Source organism: Parasphingomonas halimpatiens (assembly GCF_036663795.1).
Lineage (GTDB): Bacteria > Pseudomonadota > Alphaproteobacteria > Sphingomonadales > Sphingomonadaceae > Sphingomonas.
In genome coordinates, this window is the sequence record NZ_JAXOJP010000034.1 from 18,777 (window position 1) to 43,217 (window position 24,441).

Here is a 24,441-nt window from a genome sequence, read left to right on the forward strand (position 1 = left end):
CCTTGGTTTGAGGGATATCGCCGAACCTTTACGTCCGTCGCGTTTGGCCCCATCGGTGACGTCCGCCGTCTCTTCGAACATGGGGCACGCCTTCTCGCATGCACCGGCGGTGCAAAGGCTCGAAGATGTTGCCTTGCTTCTCAATGCGCGGCCGGCGCTGGTCGCGCAGCGCGCACTGGCTGCCCGAATCGCCCGTCCGCCGGCCGTTATCCGCGCCAATGGCACGGGCCTGCCCGACCAGCTAAAGCTGAACCTCGAGGCCATGTCGGGCATGACGATGGACGATGTCCGCGTTCACCGCAATTCGGCGGCGCCGGCGCAACTCAGCGCGCATGCCTATGCCCAGGGCAGCGATATCCACATCGGACCTGGGCAGGAGCGCCACCTGCCGCACGAGGCGTGGCACGTCGTCCAGCAGAAGCGCGGGCAGGTCAAGGCAACGCGGCAGTTGAAGCAAGGAGTCGCCATCAATGACGATGTCGGGCTCGAAGCTGAAGCCGATATCATGGGCGCGCGGGCGAGCCGGCACGACGCCCTGCCCAAAGGCGCGATGGGGTCCGCAGACGTTGCCGCGCCGACTTCCGGCGTCGCCCAGCGCGCGAAGGTTCAGGTTTCGGTGACGGGTGTCACGCATCTCGTCGCTGCCCGAGGCGGCTCGATCATGGAGGGCGAAGAAGGTCAGGAAGTCGTCGAGAACCAAGCGTTGGAGATCGATACCGCGCGGAAGCTGCGGTCGCGCCGCGGGCCAAATCAGGAGGTGCACGCGGAGTTCGACCGCAGTGCCGGCCATCTCTTCCGATGGTTCCGCGTCCTTGCGGTCGATGGCGAGGCGGTGGGCGAGGATATCTTTATCCGTGACGAAACCTTCGTGACGGATGCGCCCGAGTCGCTCGGAACACGTCCGGCCCGCATCGGAGGCCATGGGCGGGACAGGATGCATTCCGGCATGGAAAATTTGCATCAACTCGCCTCCGAAATCCTCATAGAGTCGCGCGCGCTCGAGGCCGGCGATGCTGTTGCGCACTATCTCGGCATCAAGGAGGCGGCCGGCGATGCCGATCCGCGACGGAGCCTGCGGATCATGCAGGTCGCCTATGCTTTCAGCCAGAATCCCAAGGTCCTGCGCCTCGCGGAAAGTGATGCTGGAGCGCTGGGGACTTTGGCAACCTATCTGCAATCGATCGTCGGCCGACAGATTTTGCAGGAGGTGGGACCCAATCCCTTGGCCGATGTCGAGCAACGGGCCATTGCCTGGGACGCGCTACAAGCCGGGATTGCTCACCTTTCCCAGGATGAGCAAGCGATGACCGCTTATCTGGATCGCACTCTTGGTCACAACAAGGGCTACGCACAGATCGCGGAGGGTGCGCAGAGTTATCTGGAAGCGGCGCAGGTTCGGCCCGAAGGCACGTCGTTCGGGCAAATTTGGGCTTATGTGCTCGAACAGGAGTCCAACACCTCGATCTGGGGTGGGCAGGTCGCGGCAAGCACGTTCAGGGATCAGCTAATCAACCCAAGCATCCTCGCTAAAGCTATGGCCAAGCCCGTCAAGGCTGATCCCTGGGCTTTGCTGGTTAGCCAGATTTACCTCGCTGCGCAAAAGATCGGTCGCGCCAAAGAGACGATCGCGGAACTCGCTATAAATCCCGCGCTGCTGTTCGACCCGGTTCGCGCGTTGGTACCGGCAGAGGTCGAACTGGAGAATGACCAACTCGTTGATGTGCTGGAATATATGTGACGCTCGATCCTGACTGCGAGCCGTGAGTTCGGTTGCTTGCCGCGGCGAACCGAGCGCGCCGCGCGACGTCAAAGCGGCGCGCTGTTCGCGCGTTTCAGCACCGTCACCGTCGCGCGACGGCGGGACCCGCGCGATGGAATTCCGCGACGGGGTCGCACAGAAAAAAAGCCAGCCCCCGGGGGGACTGGCTATGAAAGTTTTAGGAGAGGATGCCTGAAAGGCACGCCCTTTGTGCGTTGCAAAATGAAATGCTGCAAGTGCGAAGAATGCGATGGGCGATTGCGTTTTTTGCAATCGTGGCGGGAGGAGGTAGCTTCGGAAGTTGGCGGCGCGCATCGCAAGGACGCGGCGGAAAAGCGGGCGGTCGATCAGCCTCCTTCGTCATGCCGGACTCGTTCCGGCATCCACCGTTCCGCAGAGGCCCCGAGCTCATCTTCGCGGCACGGTGGACCCCGGAACAAGTCCGGGGTGACGGGTGGTGGAAGGGCCGACCGATGTGAGGTCAGCTTAGAGGCGCGTCCGGCTCGTCGACTCACCCGATGCGGTGTTCGCCCTTGACCCAGCGCACGGTGCCCGAGCTGGCGCGCATCACAACGCTCTCGGTGGTCATCACGCCGGCGCGGCGCTTGACGCCGGCGAGCAGCGAGCCGTCGGTCACGCCGGTCGCGGCGAAGATGCAGTCGCCCTTGGCGAGTTCGGTCAGGTCGTACTGCTTGTCGAGATCCTCGATGCCCCATTTGCGCGCGCGGGCGCGCTCGTCCTCGTTGCGGAAGATCAGCCGGCCCTTGAACTGGCCGCCGACGCAGCGCAGCGCAGCGCAGGCGAGCACGCCCTCGGGCGCGCCGCCCGAGCCCATGTAAATGTCGATCGTGGTGTCGGGGTTGGTGGTGGCGATGACGCCGGCGACGTCGCCATCGCCGATCAGCATCACGCCGCAGCCGAGCGAGCGCAGCTCGGCGATCAGCGCCTCGTGGCGCGGGCGATCTAGTACGCAGGCGATGATCTCGTTGGGCTTGACGCCCTTGGCGGCGGCGACGGCAATGATGTTCTCGGTCGGGGTCCGGTCGAGATCGATGATGCCGTCGGGCAGGCCGGGGCCGACCGCGATCTTGTCCATATAGACGTCGGGCGCGTTGAGCAGGCCGCCCTCGTCGGCGATCGCCAGCACGGCGAGCGCGTTGGGGCCGGCCTTGGCGGTGATCGTGGTGCCCTCGAGCGGATCGAGCGCGATGTCGATCTTCGGCCCCTTGCCGATCGCCGAGCCGACCTTTTCGCCGATATAGAGCATCGGCGCCTCGTCGCGCTCGCCCTCGCCGATTACGACCGTGCCGTCCATATAAAGCTGGTTGAGCGCCTCACGCATCGCCTCGACCGCGGCGGCATCGGCCGCCTTCTCGTCGCCGCGCCCGACCAGGCTCGCCGCGGCGATCGCCGCCGCCTCGGTCACGCGGACCATTTCGAGGACGAGAACGCGATCGAGTACCGTGCTGGCGGTGGCGTTGGTCATGATGGGAGGCATCCTGTTGATCTTTGGCCGCGCGTTAGGCGGCGTGTGTGAAATTGTCGAGACAGCGGGGTGGGTCGAGACGATGGAAGGATGGGGTGGGTTAGCGACCCTTGGGCGGGACGATTTCGAAGATGGTCGGCCAATATTTGCCGGTGACGAACAGGCGCCGATGCGCCTTGTCCCAGGCGATGCCGTTGGGCACCGCATCGGGATCGTCGAGATTGACGGTCGCGCTGAGCGCCGAGACGTCGATCCAGCCGACGACGTGCCCCGTGGCGGGATCGATCCGCGCGATGCGGTTGGTGCGCCAGACATTGGCGAGGATCTCGCCATCGACATATTCGAGCTCGTTCAGCTGGTCGACCGCGACGCCGTCGGCGGTGACGGACAGGCGGTGCCGCACGCGCAGCGTGGCGGGATCGAGGAAGCGCAGCGTCGCGGTGCCGTCGGACATGATCACCGAAGTACCGTCGCTGGTCAGCGCCCAGCCTTCGCCGCGATAGGCGAAGCTGCCGGTGCGACGCAGCGTATCGATCGACCAGCGAAAGCCGATGCCCTGTTTCCAGGTCAGGCTGAGCAGCTGATGGCCGACCGCGACGATGCCTTCGCCGAAATAGGGGGGAGCGATGGTGACGCGCCGGATCACGCGGCCGGAGGTGGGGTCGACCTGGCGGATCGAGGAGCGGCCGACCTCACCCGTGCTCTCCCAGAAGGTGCCTTCGCGGTAGAACAGCCCTTCGGTAAAGGCGCCGGTGTCGTGCGGCAGCGTGGCGACGACCTGCGCCGGCGCGACGGGGATGTCGCCGGGCGGCGGCGCCGCGCCGATCAGCAGCCCGAGCAGCAACCCGAGCGGCATGGGGCAGGCCAGTCGGCGCATCAGTCGCGCAGCAGCTCGTTGATCGCGGTCTTCGAGCGGGTCTGGGCGTCGACGCGCTTGACGATGACGGCGCAGTAGAGGCCGAGATTGCCGCCGGTCGAACCGGGTACGACGACGGCATAAGGCGGGACCTCGCCGCGGAAGACTTCGCCGGTGGCGCGGTCGATGATCTTGGTCGAGGCGCCGAGATAGACGCCCATCGACAGCACCGCGCCCTCGCCGACGCGGACCCCTTCCGCGACCTCGGCACGCGCGCCGATAAAGGCGCCGTCACCGATGATCACCGGATTGGCCTGGAGCGGCTCGAGCACGCCGCCGATGCCGGCGCCGCCCGAGAGATGGACGTTCTTGCCGATCTGCGCGCAGCTGCCGACGGTCGCCCAGGTATCGACCATCGTGCCCTCGCCGACATGGGCGCCGATGTTGACGAAGCTCGGCATCAGCACCGCGCCCTTGCCGATGAAGGCGCCGCGCCGGACGATGCTGCCGGGGACGGCGCGGAAGCCGGCGCCGCGAAACTCGGCTTCGCCCCAGCCGGTGAATTTCGACGGGACCTTGTCCCACCAGTGGCCGGCGCCGGGACCGTTGTCGATCAGGCTATTGTCGTTGAGGCGGAACGACAGCAGCACGGCTTTCTTGAGCCACTGGTTGACGCGCCAGCCGCCCGCGCCGTCGGGCTCGGCGACGCGCGCCTCGCCCGCGTCAAGCAGCGCGAGCGCGCGATCGACCGACAGGCGGACCTCGCCGCCGGTCGCCAGGCCGATCGCGTCGCGACCTTCCCAGGCATTGTCGATGATGCGTTCCAGGTCGTGGCTCATGCCGCCTCCAGAATGTCGTCCAGCCAGTGCCGGATGTCGTGGGTGGTGAAATCGATATAGTTGCGGTCGAGATCGGCGGCCTGTTCGGAACCGTTGTCGATCCACACCGTCGTCATGCCGATTGCCTTGGCCGGGGCGAGGTTGCGCGCCATGTCCTCGACGAACAGGCTTTCTTCCGGCGCGATGCCGAACGCCGCGCATAGCCCGGCATAGGCCGACGCCTCGGGCTTGGGGCGCAGGTCCATCGCATGGATGTCGTGGATCGCCTCGAAGCTCGCGGTCAGGCCGAGCCGGTCGAGCACGCGGCCGGCATAGGGCGCGTCGGCATTGGTGAAGACGATCTTGCGGCCGGGCAGGCGACCGATCGCGGCGGCGAGCGGGGCGTTCTGCTCGAGCACGTCCATCTCGATGTCGTGGACGGAATCGAGGAATTCGTGCGGGTCGACATGATGTTCCTTCATCAAGCCCGCGAGCGTCGTGCCGTGATTGAGAAAATACTGCTTCTGGAGCCGGTGCGCGGCGGCATGATCGAGGTCGAAACGATCGGCGATATAGGCCGTCATCTTGGCGTCGATCCGTGCGAACAACTGCGCGCTCGCTGGGTAGAGCGTGTTGTCGAGATCGAAAATCCAGTTGCGGACGTGGCTGAGACGCGCGAGCATGGTTGCGGGCCTTAGGCGCGGGCGGCGGCCCGGGCAAGGATCGGCGCAGCGGTAGCGTCAATCGACTGCAGCGATGGGGCAAGACACCCTGCGCCGCATGTCGGGCAAGGGGATGGATCGAGTTATGACCCGGGGTATGCGTATCAACCTGCTGCGCACCGTAGCGCTGGCCGGTGCCATCGCCGTCGGTGGCTGCGGCGGCGGGGCAGGTGTCGGGAGCACGCCGGCGCCAACCCCAGCGCCGACGCCTACCCCGACGCCCACACCCACTCCAACTCCAACTCCAACTCCAACCCCAACCCCAACTCCGACCCCCACACCCACTCCGACGCCCACACCGACTCCGACCTCGAGCTACGACACGGCCGAGTATCGCGCGACGATCGGCGCGGTTTCGGCCAATGGCCTGGCCGCGTACAGCAAGGGCGCGACCGGGCTCGGCATCAAGGTCGGGATCGTCGACAGCGGGATCGACTTGCAGAGCGCCGAGTTCGGCACCCGGATCGACCCGGCCTCGGCCGATGTCGCGGGCGACCCGAGCATCGACGACGAGGGCGGGCATGGCACCGCGGTCGCCTTCACCATCGGCGGGCGGCGTAATGACGCCGGCACGCATGGCATCTCGTTCGACGCGACGCTGATCGTGGCACGCGCCGACACCCCCGGCAGTTGCGCAACCATCAAGGATGACGGCAAGAGCGGCTGCTCATTCTCCGACACCGCCATCGGCAAGGGGATCGACCTTGCCGTGACCAACGGCGCGCGGGTGATCAATATTTCGCTTGGCGGCTCGGCGGCGGGAACACCGGTGATCAACGCGATCAACCGCGCCACGGCCGCCGGCGTGATCGTCATCATCGCCGCCGGCAATGACGGCACGACCGACCCCGATCCGTTCGCGCAGGTCGCCAACAACGCGGTGTCGCGCGGGCTGGTGATCATCGCCGGCTCGGTCGGGGCGAACGCTTCGCGCACGCCCGGCGCCGATGTCATCTCGAGTTTCAGCGACAAGGCCGGCAACAGCATCGTCCATTATCTGACGGCGGTCGGGGAGAGCGTCCGCGCGCCCGACAACAACAACACGCCCTTTCTGTGGAGCGGCACATCCTTTTCGGCACCGCAGATCGCGGGTGCGGTGGCGCTGTTGGCGCAGGCTTTCCCGAACCTGACCGGCGCGCAGATCGTCAGCATCCTGTTCCAGTCGGCGCGCGACGCGGGCGATGTCGGGCCCGATGCGGTCTATGGCCAGGGCGTGCTCGACCTGACCAAGGCGTTTGCGCCGATCGGCCCGACCTCGATCGCGGGGACGCCGGCGCGGGTTTCGCTCGGCATCAACGGCACGTTGTCGGCACCGATGGGCGACGCGCGGCAGGGGCCGCTGAATTCGGTGATCCTCGACAGTTTCCAGCGCGCCTATACGCTCGATCTGGCGACCACGATCATTCATGGCAGCCCGCAGCTCACGCTGGTCGGCGCGCTGCAGGCGCGGGTGCGCAATTACAGCTCGGATTTGGGCAATACCAGCGTTGCGCTGACCGTTGCGCCGACGCGCGGCGGCGCGCTCGTCCAGCGTACGATGCTGAGCAGTGCGCAGGCCGAGCGGGCGCGCGCGATCGCTGGGATCGTGACCCAGCGGCTGGGCTCGACCGCGAGCTTCGCGCTCGGCTTTGCCGAGAGCGGCGCGACCTTGTCGGCGCGTCTGGCGGGGCGGGCCGATCCGGCTTTTCTCGTGGCGCAGGATCCAACGCACCAGCTCGGCTTCGACAGCCAGGTGCGCGGCGCGGTCGCGGTGCGGCAGACATTGGGAAGATGGGGCGTCACCGTGTCGACCGAGAATGGCGCGGCGCTGAGCCGCGACGCCGAGGCGATGGCGGCGGTGCGCGACCATTATCGGCGCTATGGCTATATCAAGGCGGGGCTGGCGATCGATCGGCGCTTCGGCCCGCTGACCACCGCGCTGTCGGGCACGCGGTTGACGGAGAGCGGCACGCTGCTCGGCGCGCGCTTCGGCGACGGGCTGGGCGGTACCCGCGCGACGAGCTGGTTCGTCGACGTGGCGGCGCGGATCGATCTCGGCGCGCGCTGGTCGATCGGCGGGTCGCTGCGCCGCGGCTGGACCTTCGCCGATCTGCGCAGCGGCGTCGATGGTCGCGGGACGATCCACACCAACGCCTATGCCGCGGACATCGCCAAGGACGGGCTGTTCGGCGCGCGCGACAGCTTCGGCCTGCGCATCGCCCAGCCGCTGCGCGTGACGCGTGGCGGGATCGCGCTGCGGCTGTCGACCGACTATGATTATGCCACCGGCGCGGTGACGGCATGGACGACGCAGACACTCAATCTCGCGCCGACCGGGCACGAGATCGATGTCGAGGGGCGCTATGCCCTGCCGTTTCTGTGGGGCGATCTGCAGACCAACATGTTCTACCGGCGTGACCCGGGCAATTTCGCGACGCTGCCCGGCGATGTCGGGGCGACGCTGCGCTGGTCGGCGACATTCTGAGCAACCGTAGCGTAAGTGGGGTGACGTCGGTGGGAGTTATCCCCAGTCCGTTCGTTTCGAGCGCAGCCGAGAAACCTGGCGGAGCGCCAGTTGCCGTTTCTCGACTTCGCTCGAAACGAACGGGGCAAGGTAAAGGAATCCGCTCTAGCGGAAGCGGGGCTGACCTCCCATCTGTCGGAACATGACCGCTTATTCACTGCTCGATCTCGTTCCCGTCGTCGAAGGCGGCAGCGTCGGCCAGGCGCTGGCCAATGCCGCCGACCTCGCGCGCCACGCCGAACAACTCGGCTTCACGCGCTATTGGGTCGCCGAGCATCACGGCATGGCCGGGATCGCCAGCGCGGCGACCTCGGTGGTGATCGGCCATATCGCCGCTGCGACGCACAGCATGCGCGTCGGGGCGGGCGGGATCATGCTGCCCAACCATGCGCCGCTGGTGATCGCCGAGCAGTTCGGCACGCTCGACGCGCTGTTCCCCGGGCGGATCGATCTCGGCCTCGGGCGGGCGCCGGGCTCGGACCAGCGCGTCGCGCAGGCGATCCGGCGCACGCTCGACAGCGACGCCAACGCCTTTCCGCGCGACGTGCTCGAATTGCAGAGCTATTTCGCCGATGACGGGAAGACGGGCATCCGTGCGACGCCGGGGGCAGGGGCGAAGGTTGATCTCTGGATCCTCGGATCGAGCACGTACGGCGCGCAACTCGCCGCGATGCTCGGGCTGCCCTATGCCTTCGCGTCGCACTTCGCGCCCGATGCGCTCGACCAGGCGGTGGAGATTTATCGCCGCGATTTCAGGCCGTCGGCGGCGCTCGACAAGCCGCATATGATGGCAGGATTCAACATCTTCGCGGCGGACAGCGACGCGGAAGGCGAACTGCTCGCCAGCTCGCAGCAACAGGCGTTCGTCGCGCTGCGCACCGGCAACCCGCGCCAGCTCCCGCCGCCGGTGGCGGGGTATCGCCAAACCCTGGGTGCGCAGGGCAGCGCGATCCTCGACCATGTGCTGCAATGCTCGGCGGTCGGCAGTCCGGCCAAGGTGGCGCGCGAGATCGCCGCGTTCGTTGCGCGCACCGGGGTCGACGAGCTGATGGTCGCCAGCGCGATCTACGATCATGACGCGCGCAAGCACAGTCTCGCGATCACGGCCGAGGTGATGGCCGAGTTGAAAATCGCCGCCTGATCCGGGAGCATCGCGCGATGGAAAGCCTGGTGGAGCTAATCGAAGAAAGGTTGGGGCGCGGCTGGGCCATAGCAGGGGCGATCGTTGTGATCCTGATCCCGATCGTGATCCTGTGTCTGGTCGGCGCTGGGCTCATCGATGCCGAGTTTTTCTCACATTTAGGATGAGTCAGCTCGCAGCCGGCAACCTCAACCGCACCATCAGGCCGCCCAGATCTTCACTCTCCTCGAGGCTGACGGTGCCTTCGTAGATTTCCGCGACGTCGCGGACGATGGCGAGACCAAGCCCGGTGCCGGGCTTGCCGGTGTCGAGCCGTACGCCGCGGTCGAAGATGCGGTTGCGTTCTTCGGGCGGGATGCCGGGGCCGTCATCCTCGACGAGGAATTCGACGAAGCCGCTATGGGCGCCGACCGTCACGAACACGCTGCCGCCGCCATATTTGGCAGCATTCTCGATCAAATTACCGAGCATCTCGTCGAGGTCCTGGCGCTCGACATGGACCTGCAGGTCCTTTGGCCCATCGGTATCGATGCGGACATGGCGATAGAGCCGCGACACCGCGCGCTCGACCGATTCCAGACTAGGCCAGACATCCGCGCGGCTGTGCGCGGAGCCGCGCCGGCCGACCGCGCGGGCACGCGCGAGATGGTGGTCGACCTGGCGGCGCATCGTCCGCGCCTCGCGGATCACGGTTTCGCCGAGATCGTCGGCCTGGGCGGTAGCCGCGTTCATGATCACCGTCAGCGGCGTCTTGAGCGCATGGGCGAGATTGCCGGCATGGCGCCGTGCTTCCTCGGCCTGACGTTCGTTATGCTCGATCAGCGCGTTGAGTTCCTCGACCAGCGGGGCGACCTCGATCGGCATGGCGCGCTCGACCGCGCGCGACTTGCCGGCGCGCATCCGGGCGATTTCCTCACGCACCTTGCGCAGCGGCCACAGCCCGTAAAAGGTTTGCAGGCCTGCCATGGCGAGCAGGCCCAGGCCGAGCAGCAGGAAGCTGCGCACGAGCGTGCGACGGAGCGTGGCGATCTGCGCGTCGAGCCCCTCGCGGCTCTGCGCGACCTGGAAACGCCAGCGGACATTCGAGCCGGGCAGCTTCACATCGCGCTCGAGAATGCGCAGCCGCTCGCCTTCCGAGGTTGCGGGGTCGTCGTCGCCGACACCGACCAGCCCGCGCAGATCGTCGATGATTCCGGTCGCCGCGGTCTTGAGCTTATCGCGGCTCAGGCCGGTTGCGCCGGGTTGGCCATGTGCGACGAACTGGTCGCTGTCATAGGCGTGGACGCCGAGGTCGGTGTGATCGCTGCCATAGGCGAGCCGTCGATCCCACAAGGAGCGCGAGGGATAAGGCTCGGTCCCCTTGGCGCTGACCTGCCAGTAGAGGCCCGAATTGGGTTCGAGAAAGCGCTGGTCGGCTGGCTCGCGTGTGTTCATCACCTCGCCATCGGGGCCGATCTCCGCCGAGACGATCAGCGCGGTCAGCACATAATCGAGCTGCGCGTCGAAGTTGCGTGTCACCGCGCCCTTCAGCACACGGTCGAGCGCGTATCCGCCACCGGTGAGCAGCACGACGATCCACACCGACGCGGTCAGGATCATTCGGCGTGACAGCGATCCCGTCGTACGCTTAACCGCCGGCATCACTGGCGCGGGCGCGCCTGGCTTAGCGGCCAGCGCGGCCGGCGCGTCGGCCTCAGCCATTGGTCGCGCTCACATCAGGCATCGGGATCTTCGAGACTGTAGCCGAGGCCGCGGATCGTGGTGATGACATCCTGGCCGAGCTTCTTGCGAATGCGCGTGACGAACACCTCGATCGTGTTGGAATCGCGATCGAAATCCTGATCGTAGATGTGCTCGATCAATTCGGTGCGGCTGACCACCTTGCCCTTGTGATGAAGCAGGTAGCTGAGCAGCTTATATTCCTGCGCGGTGAGCTTGACCGGCTCGCCGGCCAGCGTGACCTTGCCCGAGCGCGTGTCGAGCCGGACGTCGCCGGCGGTCAGCTCGGACGAGGCGTTGCCCGAGGCGCGGCGGATCAGCGCGCGGAGCCGGGCGATCAGTTCCTCGGACTGGAACGGCTTGGCGACATAATCGTCGGCACCGGCATCGAGGCCGGCGACCTTGTCCGACCAGCTGTCGCGCGCCGTGAGCACCAGCACGGGATGGGTGCGGCCTTCCTTGCGCCAGCGGTCGAGCACGGTCAGGCCGTCGATCTCGGGCAGGCCGAGGTCGAGCACCACCGCGTCATAGTTTTCGGTCGAACCGAGGAAGTGACCCTCCTCGCCATCGGTGGCGAGGTCGACGGCATAGCCCGCGCCCTCGAGCGTGTTCTTCAGCTGCTGGCCGAGATTGGGTTCGTCCTCGACGATCAGAACGCGCATGCGAAACTCCCTTGTTGTCGTTCGTTCGGTTGGCGATCATTCGCCGGCGCGGCCGACGACTTGCCCCGAATGGCCGTCCACCGCGACCCAGATGACCGATCCATTGCGCAGGAACTTGAGCGTGTAAATGCCGCTTTCGGACTCGAACTCGAAGCCGAGATATTGCGCGCCGCGCATCAGCGGTACGACGCGGGCCTCGATTTCGCGCAGCGGCAGCAAGCGCCCCTGGCGACGACCGTCCCACGCGTCCTGCGCTTCGTTGCGGCGCTGCGCAGGCTGACCGTCCGCGACGAGCGGTGCGGTCGCGGCGAGCGCGGTCAGCAACAGGGGGAGCAGCATCTTCATGGGCAATCGCATAGGGCGCCGGGATTGAACAGCCTGTGAATGATCGAGTCAGCCAAGCGCAACTTGCCCGCGCGCGACGGGCACCCTAGGGCGCCGCGCATGGCCGCACCAATTCTATCATACGAAGACCTTGGCATCATTCAGGGCTCGGGCTGGTTGTTCCGCCATCTCGACCTGCATATCGGCGCGCGCGACCGGCTCGCGCTGATCGGGCGCAACGGCGCCGGCAAGACGACCTTGCTCAAGGCGATCGCCGGGACGATCGAGGCCGATGCCGGGCGACGGACGATCGTGCCGGGCACGCGCGTCGTGATCCTCGAGCAGGAACCGGTGCTGACGGCGTTTGCCACGCTGGAGGATTATGTCCTGTCGGGCGACGACGCGCCGGTGCGCCATGAGGCGGAAGCGATCGCCGGGCAGCTCGGCATCGACCTGACGCGCGAGGCGGCGAGCGCGTCGGGCGGCGAGCGGCGGCGCGCGGCGATCGTCCGCGCGCTGGCGATGGACCCGGACGTGCTGCTGCTCGACGAGCCGACCAACCATCTCGACATCGCCGCGATCGACTGGCTCGAGGACTGGCTCGGCCGGTTTCGCGGCGCTTTCATCGCGATCAGCCATGACCGTACCTTCCTGACGCGACTGACTAAACAGACGCTGTGGCTCGATCGTGGTGCGATCCGTCGCGCCGAAATCGGCTTTGGCGGCTTCGAGGCGTGGACCGAGACGGTCTATGCCGAGGAGGAGCGCAATGCGCAGCGGCTCGACGCCAAGCTCAAGATCGAGGAGCATTGGTTGCTGCGCGGCGTCACCGGGCGGCGCAAGCGCAACCAGGGTCGTCTCGCCAAGCTGAAGGACATGCGCGCCGAGCGCGCCTCGATGCTCGGGCCGCAGGGCTCGGCCAACCTCGTCACTGCCAGCGACGACGCGCGCACCAAGGTGGTGATCGACGCCAAGCATGTGTCGAAGAATTTCGGCGAGCGTACGATCATCCGCGATCTCACGCTGCGCGTCACGCGCGGTGATCGCATCGGCATCGTCGGCGCGAACGGCGCGGGCAAGACGACGTTGCTACGCCTGCTGACCGGCGAGCTCGCACCCGATAGCGGTACGATCAAGCTGGCCCAGACGCTGAACCAGGTGTTCATCGACCAGCAGCGCAGCCTGATGGCGCCGGAAAAGACCGTGCGCGACGTGCTGACCCATGGTGGCGACTGGATCGAGGTGCTCGGCATCAAGAAACACATCATCGGTTATCTCAAGGAGTTCCTGTTTGAGCCAGGGCTGGTCGATGCGAAGATCGGGACGCTGTCGGGCGGCGAGCGCTCGCGCCTGTTGCTGGCGCGCGAATTCGCCCGGCCGTCCAACCTGATGGTGCTCGACGAACCGACCAACGACCTCGATCTCGAAACGCTCGACCTGTTGCAGGAAGTGATCGCCGATTATGACGGCACGGTGCTGATCGTCAGCCACGATCGCGATTTCCTCGATCGTACCGTCACGGTGACGCTCGGGCTGGACGGATCGGGCACCGTCGACGTCGTCGCCGGCGGCTATGCCGACTGGGAGCGACGCCGCAAGGCCGCGATCGCGCCGAAGCGTGCCGCCGCGCCCGTGGCTGCACCGCCGCCGCCACCCGCGCCGCGCGTCAAGCTGACCTACAAGGATCAGCGCGACTATGACACGCTGCCCGCGCGGATCGAGCAGCTCGACGCGGCAATCGCGCGCGACGAGGCGGCAATGGCCGACCCCGGGCTCTATGCTCGCGACCCCGGCGCGTTCGATCGGCTGGGCAAGGCGATCGGCCTGATGCGCGCCGAGAAGGAGGCTGCGGAACTGCGCTGGCTCGAACTCGCCGAGATGGTCGAGGCACTGGGCTGATTGCCGCGATTTTTGATTTCTGGCATGACTGGGTCGTACCGAAGGAGCGGTTTTGATGGGCGCCATTTGCAAGATCAGTATTGCATTGACCGAGGAAATGGCCGTCTCGGTCGATCAAGCCGTGGCGAGCGGCGACTACGCCACCACCAGCGAGGTAATCCGCGACGCCCTGCGGCTCTGGAAGGGACGTCGCCTGGCGGATGACGCCGCGACGCTGAGCCGCTTGTGGGAAGAGGGATTGGCCAGCGAGCCGCCCGCCGCGGGCAATTTCTATCCGGATGACATAGCGCGGCGCGGCCGGGAGCGCCGCGCCGCGCCCGAATGACGGCCATCCTTCGGCGTCTGCCTGCGGCAATCGCGGATATCGACGCGATATGGGACTACATAGCGTGCGATAATCCCGATGCGGCGGACCGGACCGTCGCCCGGATCCGCGACCGCGCGATTGGCCGAGTTCCCGTCGAGTGGCACACCACGTCCCGACATTCGCTCATCGGCACGATCCGTTACGATCGGCGCGTATCTCGTGCTTTACCGAATTGTCGACGATACGGTTGAAATCGTTCGGGTTTTACATGCCATTCGGGTTTTACATGCCATGCGCGATCTCCCCATCGCCGCGCCCGACTTCCGTGGCGAGGCGCCAGGCGCCTGGCAACAAGGTCCGGTCGTCCCGCTCGCGTCGCTGTCGAGGCTGATCGCGCTATAACCGTCGCGCTCATGCCTATCCCAGCGTCTTGCCGTGCCGCCCGGCAAGATCGACGACATAGTGCCAGGCGACGCGCCCCGAGCGGCCACCGCGCCGCGTCGCAAAGCCGACCGCGTCGGCCGGATCGAACGGCAGGTCATGGGCTGCGGCATAACCCTCGACGATGGCGAGATAGCCGGGCTGGTCGACGACATGAAAGCCGAGGCTCAGCCCGAAGCGATCGGCGAGCGCGAGATTGTCGTCGACCGCGTCGCGCGGATTGATCGCGCTTGCCTGTTCGGCGATGTCGCGTGGCATGAGGTGGCGGCGGTTCGACGTTACGATCAGCCGGGCATTGTCCGGACGCGCCTCGGCACCGCCTTCGAGCATCGAACGCAAGGCGCGCGCGTCGCTCGCCGCGTCGAAGCCGAGATCATCGACGAAAATCGCAAAGGCGCGGGGCAGGGGGGCCAGTTGCGCGAACAGCGCCGGTAGCGTGTCGAGCGCGTGTGCCGCGACCTCGACCAGCGCCAGCGCGCCGGCACCGGCCTGCACCGCGCCGACCGCGCTCTTGACCAGCGCCGACTTGCCGGTGCCGCGTGCGCCCCACAGCAACGCATCATGCGCCGCCGCGCCGACGGCGAGTCGTTCGAGATTGGCGAGCAGGGTCGCCTTCTGCTCGTCGATCCCGCGCAACCGATCGATCGGTAGCGGGGTGAAGGCGCGTGCCGCCGCCAACGTCGTGCCGCGCCAGACATAAGCGGGGTGGGTGAGCGGGTCCGCCGCCGGCGGGGCCGGGGGTGCAAGGCGTTCGAGCGCGGCGGCGATGCGGTCGAGGGGATCGTTGCTGGACACCTTGCCTCCGTTCGGACCGAGCTTGTCGAAGCCCCGTCCTTTCTCGCGACCTTAGAAAGGAAGAACGGCCCTTCGACAAGCTCAGGGCGAACGGTGGACTTAAAGCGCCTTGAGCAACGCCGTTGCCGCGGCGCGGTCGCTGAAAGCCGGGTCGGCGAGCGCGGCGCGGATATTGGCGGCGGCATCGACGTTGCGCCCGCTATCCGCCTGTGCCTGGCCCAGATGCCAGCGCAGCATCGCATTGTCGGGTGCGATCGACGCCGCTTTTTCGAGGAGCTGCAGCGCGGGCTCGGTATTGCCTTGCTGATACAAGGCCCAGCCATAGCTGTCGGTTGCTGACGGGTTCATCGGCGCGAGATGGTAGGCCGCCCGGGCGAAGACGATGCCGGCGTCGGGGTCGTCGCTGCCGGTATAGGCATAGGCCAGCTCCGACAGCAGCGCGACGTCGCGATTGCCGACACGCGCGCGGAGCTGTTCGAGCGTGTCGATCGCCGCTTCCCAGTCGCCGCCGATCATCTCGCGATGCGCGACGAGGCGCTGCGCGGGAATGCTCTGCGGGTTTTGCGATACGTACAGGCTGAGCACGTTGGTCGCTTCGGCATCGCGGTGCGCGCGATCGAGCGCGTCGACCGCGCGCAGCATCGTCGCCTCGTCGAAGCGCAGATCGGCGGCGCGACGATAAGCGGTCGCGGCATCGTCGAAGCGGTTCATCACCATCAACACGTCGCCGACCGCGAGCTGCGCGGCGGGCGCGCCAGGAAAGACGCGGACGAGCTGTTGTGCCTGGGACAGCGCGCCGGCGGTGTTGCCCGCGTCGACCAGGCCCTTGAGATAGGCGACCCGCGCAACGGGATCGTCGGGCACTTCGTCCGACGCGGCGGCAAGCTGGGAAAGACTATCGTCGGTGCCGAACGGCGTCGCGGTGGCCAGTGCCGGCCATGCTGAACGGTCGAGATATTTCGCCGCCCAGTCGCGCTCACCGGTCCGCTCGAACGCGCGCCCGACCAGCGAGAGCGTGTAGCTGTCGGCATCGCCGCGCAACGCGAGCGGGCGGAGCACGTCGAGCGCGCCGCGCGCATCGCCGGCGCGCAGCAACGCCGCCCCGAGCATGCGCCGACCCGCGAGATTGAAGGGCTGGCGTCCGACGAGCTCGCGCCACGTCCCGATCGCCTGCTGGTAGTCGCCGCTCTGATATTGGAGCATGCCGTTGAGCAGCAACGCACCGGCGAGGCGGTCGACCTTGCCCGCGGTGCGCTGCATCAGCGTGCGCGCGAGGTCGTAATTGCCGGCACGCGCGGCGAGCACGGCCTGAAGGTAAAGCGCTTGCGGGCTGCCGGGACGCGCGGCGAGCGCGCGGCGCGTCGCGTCGAGCATGTCGACATTGCGCCCGACATCGCCGAGCGTCGCGGCATATTCGATCAACGCCGGATGGTAATAGGCGTCGTGTTTGAGCGCGGATTCGAACCATGGCAGCGAGGCGAGCAGGCCATATTGCGCGCGGACCAGTTCTCCGCGCAGTACCAGCGCATCGACATTGTTGCGATCGAGCGCGATCGCCTTGGTCGCCGCGTCGATCGCGCCGGCCATGTCGCCGGCGGTGTAGCGGACGCGACCGAGATCGCCCCACCCGGCGCTGTTGCGTGGATCGGCGGCGAGGACGGTGGCGAGCGCGGCCTGCGCGCCTGGCAAGTCGCCCTGGGCGGCAAGCGCGCGCGCGGCGACGCGCAGGGCGTAGCCGCTGAAGCGCGGGTCGGCCTTGCCCGCTTCGGTCAGCGCGCGTGCCGGATCTCCCTGCAGCAGCCAGGCATGGGCATAGAGCTGGTGCGCGCGCCGCGAATCGAAGCCGGCATCGGCCGCGCGGCCGAGTTCGCCTTCGGCCGCCACGCCGTCGCCGAGCGCAAGATAGGCGCGGGCGAGCGCGGCGTGCGCGAGCCCCCAATTGGGGTCGGCCCGGGTGGCGGCGATGGCGTGGCTGCGCGCCGCGCTGTAATTGCCGGCTTTGAGCAGGCCAAGGCTCTCGATCAGTTCGGTGCGCGCGCTGGTTGCCGTCGCGCGCGCCGGGCGCACGACATTGACCGCGACCGGCGACACGGTGCCGATGGCAACGATCGCGACGAGCGCGAAGCGACGCCAGGTGCGCTTGCGGCGCGGTGTCGAGGGTCGAGCATCAGGCATGGAGGTCATAGCTCTTCAACAGGTCGTACAGCGTCGGTCGACTCACCCCTAACAGCTTGGCGGTATGCGAAATGTTACCGTCGGCGCGGGCGAGGGCGTGGCGGATCGCGGTGCGGTCGGCGGTCTCGCGCGCCGCTCGCAGGTTGAGCGGCAATTCGCCACTGCTCGATGGGGCAAGATCGAGATCGGTGGCGGTGACGAGCTTGCCCTCGGCCATGATGACCGCGCGCTTCATGCGATTTTCGAGTTCGCGGACATTGCCGGGCCAGCCCCAGGCGTCGATCGCGGCGCGCGCGTCGGGCGACAGGCCGGTGACGGCGGAATGCATCGTCTTGGCGTATTTCTTGAGGAAGTGCTGGGCGAGCAGCACGGCATCGCCGCTGCGTTCGGCGAGCGACGGAATGCGGATGACGATTTCGGCGAGGCGATAATAGAGGTCCTCGCGGAAGCGCCCATCGGCGACCATCGCGTCGACGTCCTGGTGCGTCGCGCAGACGATGCGCGTGTCGACCGCGATCGGCTTGCGCCCGCCGATCCGCTCGATCACGCGTTCCTGCAGGAAGCGCAGCAGCTTGACCTGGAGCGGCAGGGGTACGTCGCCGATTTCGTCGAGGAACAGCGTGCCGCCATGCGCCTGCTCGATCTTGCCCTCGGTGGTCTTGACCGCGCCGGTGAAGGCGCCCTTTTCGTGCCCGAACAATTCGCTTTCGAGCAATGTCTCGGGGATCGCCGCGCAGTTGATCGCGACAAAGGCGCCGCGCGCGCGCGGGCTGGTGTCGTGCAGTCCGCGTGCGAGCAACTCCTTGCCGGTGCCGCTGGCGCCGAGCAGCATGACCGACACATCGGCATTGGCGACGCGTTCGATCGTGCGGGTGACCTTGGTCATTTCCGCGGCGGCGGTGATCAGCCCGCCCAGCGCGGTGCCGCTGCCGCGTTCGGCAAGGCGACGGTTCTCCGCCTCCAGCGCATGGACATGAAAGGCACGCGCGACGATCAAGCCGAGCGCGTCGATGTCGATCGGCTTTTGGTAGAAATCCCAGGCGCCGTCGGCGATCGCGCGCAGCGCGCTTTCGCGGGCGCCGTGCCCCGAGGCGACGATCACCTTGGTGTCGGGTTTGAGCGCAAGGATGTCGGCCAGCGTGGCAAAGCCCTCGCTGACGCCGTCCGGATCGGGCGGCAGACCGAGGTCGAGCGTGACGACCGCCGGTTCCTCGGCGCGCAGCGCGTCGATTGCGCTCGCTTTGTCCCCGGCAACGATGACCTCATAGCCGTCATAGGCCCAGCGCAGCTGGCGCTGCAGGCCAAGATCATCCTCGACGATCAGCAGTTTCGGGCGCGGGGCGGGCGATGCGCTCACGCGGCTTCTCCTAGCGAAAGAATTTGACTGTTCGCCGCGGCGAGCGTGACGCGAAAGCGCGTGCCCGCGCCCTCGCGGCTGGCGACCGAGACGCCCCCGCCCATCGCCTCGGCGAGCTGGCGCGCCTCGAACGCGCCGATACCGAAGCCATTGGCCTTGGTCGACACGAAAGGCTTGAACAATTGGTCGCGCACGAACGCCGGCGACATGCCGCAGCCCTGATCGATGACCTCGATCGTCGCGCGATCGGCGCCGCCGGTGATCGCGATGGTGACCGGCTCGGTCGGTGCGCTGGCCTCGCTCGCATTCTGCACCAGATGACCGAGCAGCTGTTCGAGCCGCACCGGGTCGGCCAGCGCCAGCGCGGCGCGGTCACCGATCACCGCGATCGGGTGCTGCGCGCGGCGCCGGGCGGCGACGCGCTCGGCGAGCGGCATCAGTTCGACCGCACGCAGTGCCTCGGAGCGGCCGCCATGATGCTGCGACAGCCGCGCGAGCAGGTCGTTCATGCGGCCGACCGAATCCTGCAACGTCGCGATCATGTCGGCTCGGAAAGCCGGATTGTCGGCATGGCGCTCGGCGTTGCGCGCGACGAGCGTCAGCTGGCTGACGAGATTCTTGATGTCGTGCATGATGAACGCAAAGCGCCGGTTGAACTCGTCGAAACGCTGCGCATCGGCCAGTGCCTCCTGTGCACGCGCTTCGGCCAGATAGCTGGCGACCTGGCGACCGGCGATGCGCAGCAGATCGAGATCCTCCCAGTCGAGCGCGCGGTCGATCGGCGGGCGTGCCAGCACGATCACCCCCTGCAACCGCCCGAGATGCGTGAGCGGAACGAGTGCCCAGGCGTCGGTATCGAGGATCCATTGCGGGACGCTGGCTAGATCGGCCGGTTCGGCGTTTTCGCTGCGCACGGCGTCGAGCTCGATGATCCGGCGGCCGGTCGCGAGGTAACGCGCCAATGCCTCGTCGGCGCCGGACGCGGGCAAGCCCGTGCCGTCCCAGTTCCAGCCCGCGCCAACGCCGAGGCCGGTGCCGTCGGGGACGAGCAACAGGCCGGCGGGCGAGTCGGTGAGGTCCGCGACAGCCTTGACGATGCGCTGGTCGAGCGGCGCGGCGTCGTCGGGCTTGCCGAGCGTCTCGGTGAAGCGGACCCACTCGGCACGATAGTCATAGCGATGGCGGAAGAAGTGCTTGGCCAGCTTGACCTTGGCCCAGGCGCGGATCCACGGCGAGGACAGGATGGTGAGCAAAGCGGTGGTCGATCCGACCACGAAGGCGGCCTGGAACAGCCGGGCATTGTCGCCGCCGATGCTGGAGATCGCGCTCGTCGCGACGAGCATCGCGCCCGCATAGAGCAGGGCTCCCGCGAGCGAGAGCGTCTGCCAGGCGACCGTGCGCGAAACCTGCAGCGTCCAGTCGCCATTGCGCTGCACCGCGACCGCGAACAACGGCGCCGCCAGCGCCATGACGATGCCGCGCGTCGCGAGCAGCGCATTGGTCCCGCCATCGGTCAGATAGCGCGTGGCATAGAGCAGCAGGTCGGTGCTCCACATCGCGGCCAGCGCGATGACCACCAGCCGGATGCCGCCGCGCGCGCGCGGCGCCACGGTGACATAGAGATGGTGGACGAGCAGCAACGCGCTGACCGCGACCATCATGCGTAGCACCACCACGGCGGTGGAGAGCGCGATCACGGTGCCGCGGCCGACCAGTTCGTCGGCGAGCGACAACCCGATGCCGACTGTGATGATCACCGCCACGACGCCGTAGATGATCGCGACAGCGCGCCGCTCGGGCGAGGCGTGGTCGCGCCGGACCAGCGCGAACATGAAGCCCAGCCAGGCAAGGTTGCGCATCGATTCGACGACGCCGGCAGTAACGTCGCGCGCCTCGATGCCGGCAACCGCCAGTGCCCACAGCGCGGTCACGCCGAGCGCGACGACGAAGGTCAGGCGTGGCAATGCCGATCCTGCGTCGCGCAGGCGCATCATGGCCATGCCCGCAAACAGCAGGGCGGCCAGCGCGTGGCTCCACAGGACGAGCGTCACCGGCATCGCTGGCCTGCGGTATGCCGGGTTCTTTCAACCGCGAACATCACCGCGCGCCCTCGGGCCACAACACGACGCGGATCGTCTGCAGGATGATCAGCAGGTCGAGAAAGGGCGAATAATTCTTGGCGTAATAGAGGTCGTATTCGAGTTTCTGCCGCGCATCGTCGATCGACGCCCCATAAGGATAGTTGATCTGCGCCCAGCCGGTGATCCCCGGCTTCACCATATGACGCTCGGCATAATAGTTGAGCTGCTGTTCGAGGTCCTCGACGAATTGCGGCCGTTCGGGGCGTGGGCCGACAAAGCTCATTTCGCCCTTCAACACGCTCCAGCATTGCGGCAGTTCGTCGATCCGCGTCTTGCGGATGAGCCGGCCGATCCGCGTGATACGCGGGTCGTCCTTCTCCGCCCATACCGCCTTGCCGCCGACCTCGGCGTCCTGCCGCATCGAGCGCAGTTTGACGATGTCGAACCCCTGCCCGAACAGGCCGACGCGGCGTTGGCGATAAAAGGCCGGCCCCTTGCTCTCCAGCTTGATGGCGATCGCGGTGAGCAGGATCAATGGCAAGGTGAGGGTGAGCAGCAACAGGCTCGCCGTGATATCGAACAGCCGCTTGAACGCGCTGGAAAACATCCGGCCGGACGAGAAGCCGTCGGAAAATATCAGCCAGCTCGGATTGACGCTTTGCAGATCGACCCGACCTGTCTCGCGCTCGAGAAAGGTCGAGATCTCGTTGACGTGAACGCCGGTGGTCTTGATGCGCAGCAGATCCTTGAGCGGCAGCGCATTGCGGCGCTCCTCCAGCGCGAGCACCACTTCGCTGGCGTTGAGCAGCACGACATGGTCGGCGAGGTTGTAGATTGCGTCGCGCGCGATCGCCTCGGGAATGACGCGTGTCGGCTCGCTCATCGAGACATAGCCGACGACGACGAAGGCCGATCCGGGCTGCTGCGCCAGCGCCTTGAGCCGTGCGGCGCGTGCGCCGGCGCCGAGCACGACGATACGACGCTTGAACACCTGCCCGCCGAGCAACTTGCCGAGCAGAACACGTAGCGCGAACAGCAAGACGACGGCGAAGCCCATCGAGAGCAGCAGATTCGAGCGCCAAAAGGCGAGTTCGGGGACGACGAAGAAGATGACGGCCTGTACGATGATGCCAAGCGAGATCGCGACGAGCAGCCGCGCGGCGGCGACGCGCATCGATTGGAGCGACCCCGCACTGTAAACGCCAACGGCGATCATCGCGGTCATCAGGCTGAGCGCAAAGGTCGCGAGCTGCGGCGCGCGCGTGATGATCGGCGGGATCGCCATGCCGACCTGCCCGGCGCGTGTCGTCCAGCCCAGCTCGCCAGCGGTGAGCAGCATCACCAGGTCGAGCAGACCGAGCAACAGCACGGCATTGGGGATATAATGCTTGAACAGTCTGATCATCGTTGCGCAGCCCTTGTCTGCTCCGGGACTGTAAGCGATCCCGACACTTGAACCCGGCTGTCGCAGAAATTGACAAACAAAGGTTGAACAGGGCGGATCGTCTCGCCGTCACAACGGTTTCCATGGCGCCGGCCAGCGGCTATCGCGGGTCGCACAGGGAGTTGCATGCATGACCGTTGCCGCGCCGATCGTTCCCGTCATTCTGTCCGGTGGATCGGGCACCCGGCTGTGGCCGATGTCGACGCCCGAGCGACCCAAGCAGCTGCTCGCGCTGACCGCAGAACAGACCATGCTCCAGCTGACCGCGCGGCGCGCGCATGGCGAGCGCTTCGCGGCGCCGATCGTCGTTGCCAATGCGCGTCACGCCGATCTCGTCGAAAGCCAGCTCCACGACGTCGCTGCATCGGCACAGGCGCTGATCCTCGAGCCGGTCGGGCGCAATACCGCGCCGGCGATTGCGCTGGCTGCGCTGGCGGCGGGCGGCGGCGATGCGCCGTTGCTGGTCATGCCGTCCGACCATGTCATCAGCGACGTGGCTGCCTTCCACAACGCGATCCATGCTGCGCTGCCGCTGGTCGAACAGGGCTGGCTGGTCACTTTCGGCATTGCGGCCGACGCGCCGGAGACGGGCTATGGCTGGATCCATATCGGCGAGGAAATCGGCGGCGGCGTCCACCGCGTGGTCAATTTTGTCGAGAAGCCGCCGCGTGACCGCGCCGAGGCGATGCTCGCCTCGGGCGACCATGCGTGGAACGGCGGAATCTTCCTGTTTCGCGCCGATACCTATCTCGGCGCGCTGGCGGTTCATGCGCCGGAGATACTCGCGGCGTGCCAGCGCGCGATGGATGGCGCAGCGCGCGACGGGCAGCGCATCTTTCCCGACGCCGACGCCTTCGGCGCCGCACCGGCCGATTCGATCGACTATGCGGTCATGGAAAAGGCCGAGCGCGTTGCTGTCGTGCCGGTCAGCATGGGGTGGAGCGACCTAGGCAGCTGGGACGCCCTGCACGCGATCAGTGACTGTGACGGCGACGGCAATGCGTGCGAGGGCGATGTGGTGATGCTCGAGACCAGCAATTGCCTGGTTCGCAGCGACGGTTTGCGCGTCGCGACCCTCGGGGTAAGCGATCTGATCATTGTCGCCAGCGGCAATGAAGTGCTGATCCTGCCGCGGGGACGCTCACAGGACGTCAAGAAGCTGATCGAGGCGATGAAGGGCTAAGGTCGTTGCCTTGACACGTGCGACTCCCGGTCTGCTCCTGAAAGGGACCGCCGCGCCCGATCGGTTATTGGCGGTCCCCGCGCGCATGCAAAGCCCGTTGTCAGGGGTGCATCGCATCCTCGGCGTTGTTGGTATTTTCCAGCTTCTCATCGCTGAGGCCTTCGTCGCTGGGATTTGGCGCCGGCGGCGGTGGCGGATTGTCGGGCTGGGCGGTGCCGCTGGCGTTGTTCACCGGCGCGGTGCCGGTGGCATTGTCGAGCGGCGCTGTGCCGGTGGCGGTATCCTTGGTTCCGCTTGCATTGTCGTCAGTCATGTCGGTTTGACCTTCCTGCACTGATGACCTCGAGTCGAGATCGGGTACATCCTATGATGCGCGGATGAAGTGTCATTGATGCTCGTCAAAGCGGTAAAATAGAGCCTGACCAATTCATTGTGGCGTCGTGAACTAGCGTGATGCATATCGGTGGGAATGTCTTGCTCCCGCGGTTCAGTCTGCCGTCTGGATGCGGCCGGATCTAGCTGGCTTCTGGCTTTCCCCTGTCCGCCTGGGTCACTTCCAACGCAACAAAGACACGTATTTTCCCCTCTTGGCTTTCAGGCCTACTTGGTCTTAGAGCCTGATTCAAAAGTTTCTCAACTGATTGAGACTCCCGCGATTCTGCGGGTGATCATGCGGATGCTGGCGATGGTTGCCCATGCGGTCGAGCTTTCGATGGATCGTTCCCAGTCCTTGGCAAGGCGTCGGCATCGCCCGAGCCAGGCGAAAGTG

General features: G+C 66.9%; 20 protein-coding genes and 2 pseudogenes. 8 read left to right on the forward strand and 14 right to left on the reverse strand.

From position 1 onward, the window contains the following. Positions 1 to 55: 55 nt before the first annotated feature. A complete protein-coding gene (locus U1839_RS22335) occupies positions 56 to 1,738 on the forward strand; it encodes an eCIS core domain-containing protein (protein ID WP_332805786.1) in 1,683 nt (560 codons plus the stop codon). 532 nt (positions 1,739 to 2,270) lie between these two features. Here U1839_RS22335 and glpX read toward each other — a convergent pair. The 4 genes from glpX to U1839_RS22355 all read right to left on the reverse strand — a co-directional run bounded on the left by glpX (position 2,271) and on the right by U1839_RS22355 (position 5,602). Further along, positions 2,271 to 3,245 carry a class II fructose-bisphosphatase gene (glpX, locus tag U1839_RS22340; protein ID WP_332805787.1) on the reverse strand — a complete coding sequence of 325 codons (975 nt, stop codon included), beginning with the start codon at positions 3,243 to 3,245 and terminating at the stop codon, positions 2,271 to 2,273. A gap of 100 nt (positions 3,246 to 3,345) precedes the next feature. Next, on the reverse strand, positions 3,346 to 4,122 hold the full coding sequence (locus U1839_RS22345) for a glutaminyl-peptide cyclotransferase (RefSeq protein WP_332805788.1): 777 nt from the start codon (positions 4,120 to 4,122) through the stop codon (positions 3,346 to 3,348). After that, positions 4,122 to 4,940, reverse strand: a complete 819-nt coding sequence (gene dapD / locus U1839_RS22350) for a 2,3,4,5-tetrahydropyridine-2,6-dicarboxylate N-succinyltransferase (protein ID WP_332805789.1) — start codon at positions 4,938 to 4,940, stop codon at positions 4,122 to 4,124. Before dapD ends, U1839_RS22345 begins: the two co-directional genes overlap by 1 nt. Next, positions 4,937 to 5,602, reverse strand: coding sequence for a pyrimidine 5'-nucleotidase (locus U1839_RS22355; RefSeq protein ID WP_332805790.1), 666 nt, complete (start codon positions 5,600 to 5,602; stop codon positions 4,937 to 4,939). Before U1839_RS22355 ends, dapD begins: the two co-directional genes overlap by 4 nt. Before the next feature lie 124 nt (positions 5,603 to 5,726). On the opposite strand from U1839_RS22355, the gene U1839_RS22360 reads away from it, so the two are divergent. The 3 genes from U1839_RS22360 to U1839_RS22370 all read left to right on the forward strand — a co-directional run bounded on the left by U1839_RS22360 (position 5,727) and on the right by U1839_RS22370 (position 9,452). After that, a complete protein-coding gene (locus U1839_RS22360; protein WP_332805791.1) occupies positions 5,727 to 8,105 on the forward strand; it encodes a S8 family peptidase in 2,379 nt (792 codons plus the stop codon). A 181-nt stretch (positions 8,106 to 8,286) separates the two neighbouring features. After that, positions 8,287 to 9,285: an LLM class flavin-dependent oxidoreductase gene (locus tag U1839_RS22365; RefSeq protein ID WP_332805792.1), complete on the forward strand. Its 999-nt coding sequence runs from the start codon at positions 8,287 to 8,289 to the stop codon at positions 9,283 to 9,285. Positions 9,286 to 9,302: 17 nt separating this feature from the next. Next, the gene (locus tag U1839_RS22370) at positions 9,303 to 9,452 is read left to right on the forward strand and encodes a hypothetical protein (protein ID WP_332805793.1); all 150 of its coding nucleotides are present in this window, start codon (positions 9,303 to 9,305) and stop codon (positions 9,450 to 9,452) included. Position 9,453: 1 nt separating this feature from the next. Here the strand turns inward: U1839_RS22370 and U1839_RS22375 are convergent, their stop codons facing one another. The 3 genes from U1839_RS22375 to U1839_RS22385 form a co-directional block, all read right to left on the reverse strand. Next, the gene (locus tag U1839_RS22375) at positions 9,454 to 10,884 is read right to left on the reverse strand and encodes a sensor histidine kinase (RefSeq protein WP_443030654.1); all 1,431 of its coding nucleotides are present in this window, start codon (positions 10,882 to 10,884) and stop codon (positions 9,454 to 9,456) included. 116 nt (positions 10,885 to 11,000) lie between these two features. Next, the gene (locus U1839_RS22380; RefSeq protein ID WP_332805794.1) at positions 11,001 to 11,666 is read right to left on the reverse strand and encodes a response regulator; all 666 of its coding nucleotides are present in this window, start codon (positions 11,664 to 11,666) and stop codon (positions 11,001 to 11,003) included. Positions 11,667 to 11,702: 36 nt separating this feature from the next. Further along, complete coding sequence (locus tag U1839_RS22385; protein WP_332805795.1) at positions 11,703 to 12,011, reverse strand: hypothetical protein; 309 nt, start codon at positions 12,009 to 12,011, stop codon at positions 11,703 to 11,705. A 99-nt stretch (positions 12,012 to 12,110) separates the two neighbouring features. On the opposite strand from U1839_RS22385, the gene U1839_RS22390 reads away from it, so the two are divergent. The 3 genes and pseudogenes from U1839_RS22390 to U1839_RS26855 all read left to right on the forward strand — a co-directional run. Then, a complete protein-coding gene (locus U1839_RS22390) occupies positions 12,111 to 13,889 on the forward strand; it encodes an ABC-F family ATP-binding cassette domain-containing protein (protein WP_332805796.1) in 1,779 nt (592 codons plus the stop codon). Between the two features lie 55 nt (positions 13,890 to 13,944). Further along, the gene (locus tag U1839_RS22395) at positions 13,945 to 14,214 is read left to right on the forward strand and encodes a type II toxin-antitoxin system ParD family antitoxin (protein WP_332805797.1); all 270 of its coding nucleotides are present in this window, start codon (positions 13,945 to 13,947) and stop codon (positions 14,212 to 14,214) included. 78 nt (positions 14,215 to 14,292) lie between these two features. Further along, positions 14,293 to 14,457: pseudogene (locus U1839_RS26855) on the forward strand (type II toxin-antitoxin system RelE/ParE family toxin); the annotation flags it as partial. Between the two features lie 156 nt (positions 14,458 to 14,613). Here U1839_RS26855 and U1839_RS22400 read toward each other — a convergent pair. From U1839_RS22400 to U1839_RS22420, 5 genes are all read right to left on the reverse strand, one after another. After that, positions 14,614 to 15,432 carry an ATP-binding protein gene (locus tag U1839_RS22400; RefSeq protein ID WP_332805798.1) on the reverse strand — a complete coding sequence of 273 codons (819 nt, stop codon included), beginning with the start codon at positions 15,430 to 15,432 and terminating at the stop codon, positions 14,614 to 14,616. A gap of 99 nt (positions 15,433 to 15,531) precedes the next feature. Then, positions 15,532 to 17,616 (reverse strand): tetratricopeptide repeat protein, encoded by a 2,085-nt coding sequence (locus U1839_RS22405; RefSeq protein WP_332805799.1) that lies wholly within the window; start codon positions 17,614 to 17,616, stop codon positions 15,532 to 15,534. Further along, positions 17,600 to 18,964: a PEP-CTERM-box response regulator transcription factor gene (gene prsR / locus U1839_RS22410; RefSeq protein WP_332805800.1), complete on the reverse strand. Its 1,365-nt coding sequence runs from the start codon at positions 18,962 to 18,964 to the stop codon at positions 17,600 to 17,602. The genes U1839_RS22405 and prsR overlap by 17 nt, the downstream gene beginning before the upstream one ends. Next, on the reverse strand, positions 18,961 to 21,021 hold the full coding sequence (prsK, locus tag U1839_RS22415; RefSeq protein ID WP_332805801.1) for an XrtA/PEP-CTERM system histidine kinase PrsK: 2,061 nt from the start codon (positions 21,019 to 21,021) through the stop codon (positions 18,961 to 18,963). Before prsK ends, prsR begins: the two co-directional genes overlap by 4 nt. A 40-nt stretch (positions 21,022 to 21,061) precedes the next feature. Next, positions 21,062 to 22,450: a TIGR03013 family XrtA/PEP-CTERM system glycosyltransferase gene (locus U1839_RS22420; protein ID WP_332805802.1), complete on the reverse strand. Its 1,389-nt coding sequence runs from the start codon at positions 22,448 to 22,450 to the stop codon at positions 21,062 to 21,064. Between the two features lie 169 nt (positions 22,451 to 22,619). On the opposite strand from U1839_RS22420, the gene U1839_RS22425 reads away from it, so the two are divergent. After that, entirely contained in the window at positions 22,620 to 23,672 is a 1,053-nt protein-coding gene (locus U1839_RS22425; protein WP_332805803.1) for a mannose-1-phosphate guanylyltransferase/mannose-6-phosphate isomerase, read from the forward strand. 100 nt (positions 23,673 to 23,772) lie between these two features. Here the strand turns inward: U1839_RS22425 and U1839_RS22430 are convergent, their stop codons facing one another. Together U1839_RS22430 and U1839_RS22435 are read right to left on the reverse strand one after the other, a co-directional pair. Continuing rightward, the gene (locus U1839_RS22430; protein WP_332805804.1) at positions 23,773 to 23,985 is read right to left on the reverse strand and encodes a hypothetical protein; all 213 of its coding nucleotides are present in this window, start codon (positions 23,983 to 23,985) and stop codon (positions 23,773 to 23,775) included. 320 nt (positions 23,986 to 24,305) lie between these two features. Further along, a pseudogene (locus U1839_RS22435) lies at positions 24,306 to 24,441 on the reverse strand (IS5/IS1182 family transposase); the annotation flags it as partial.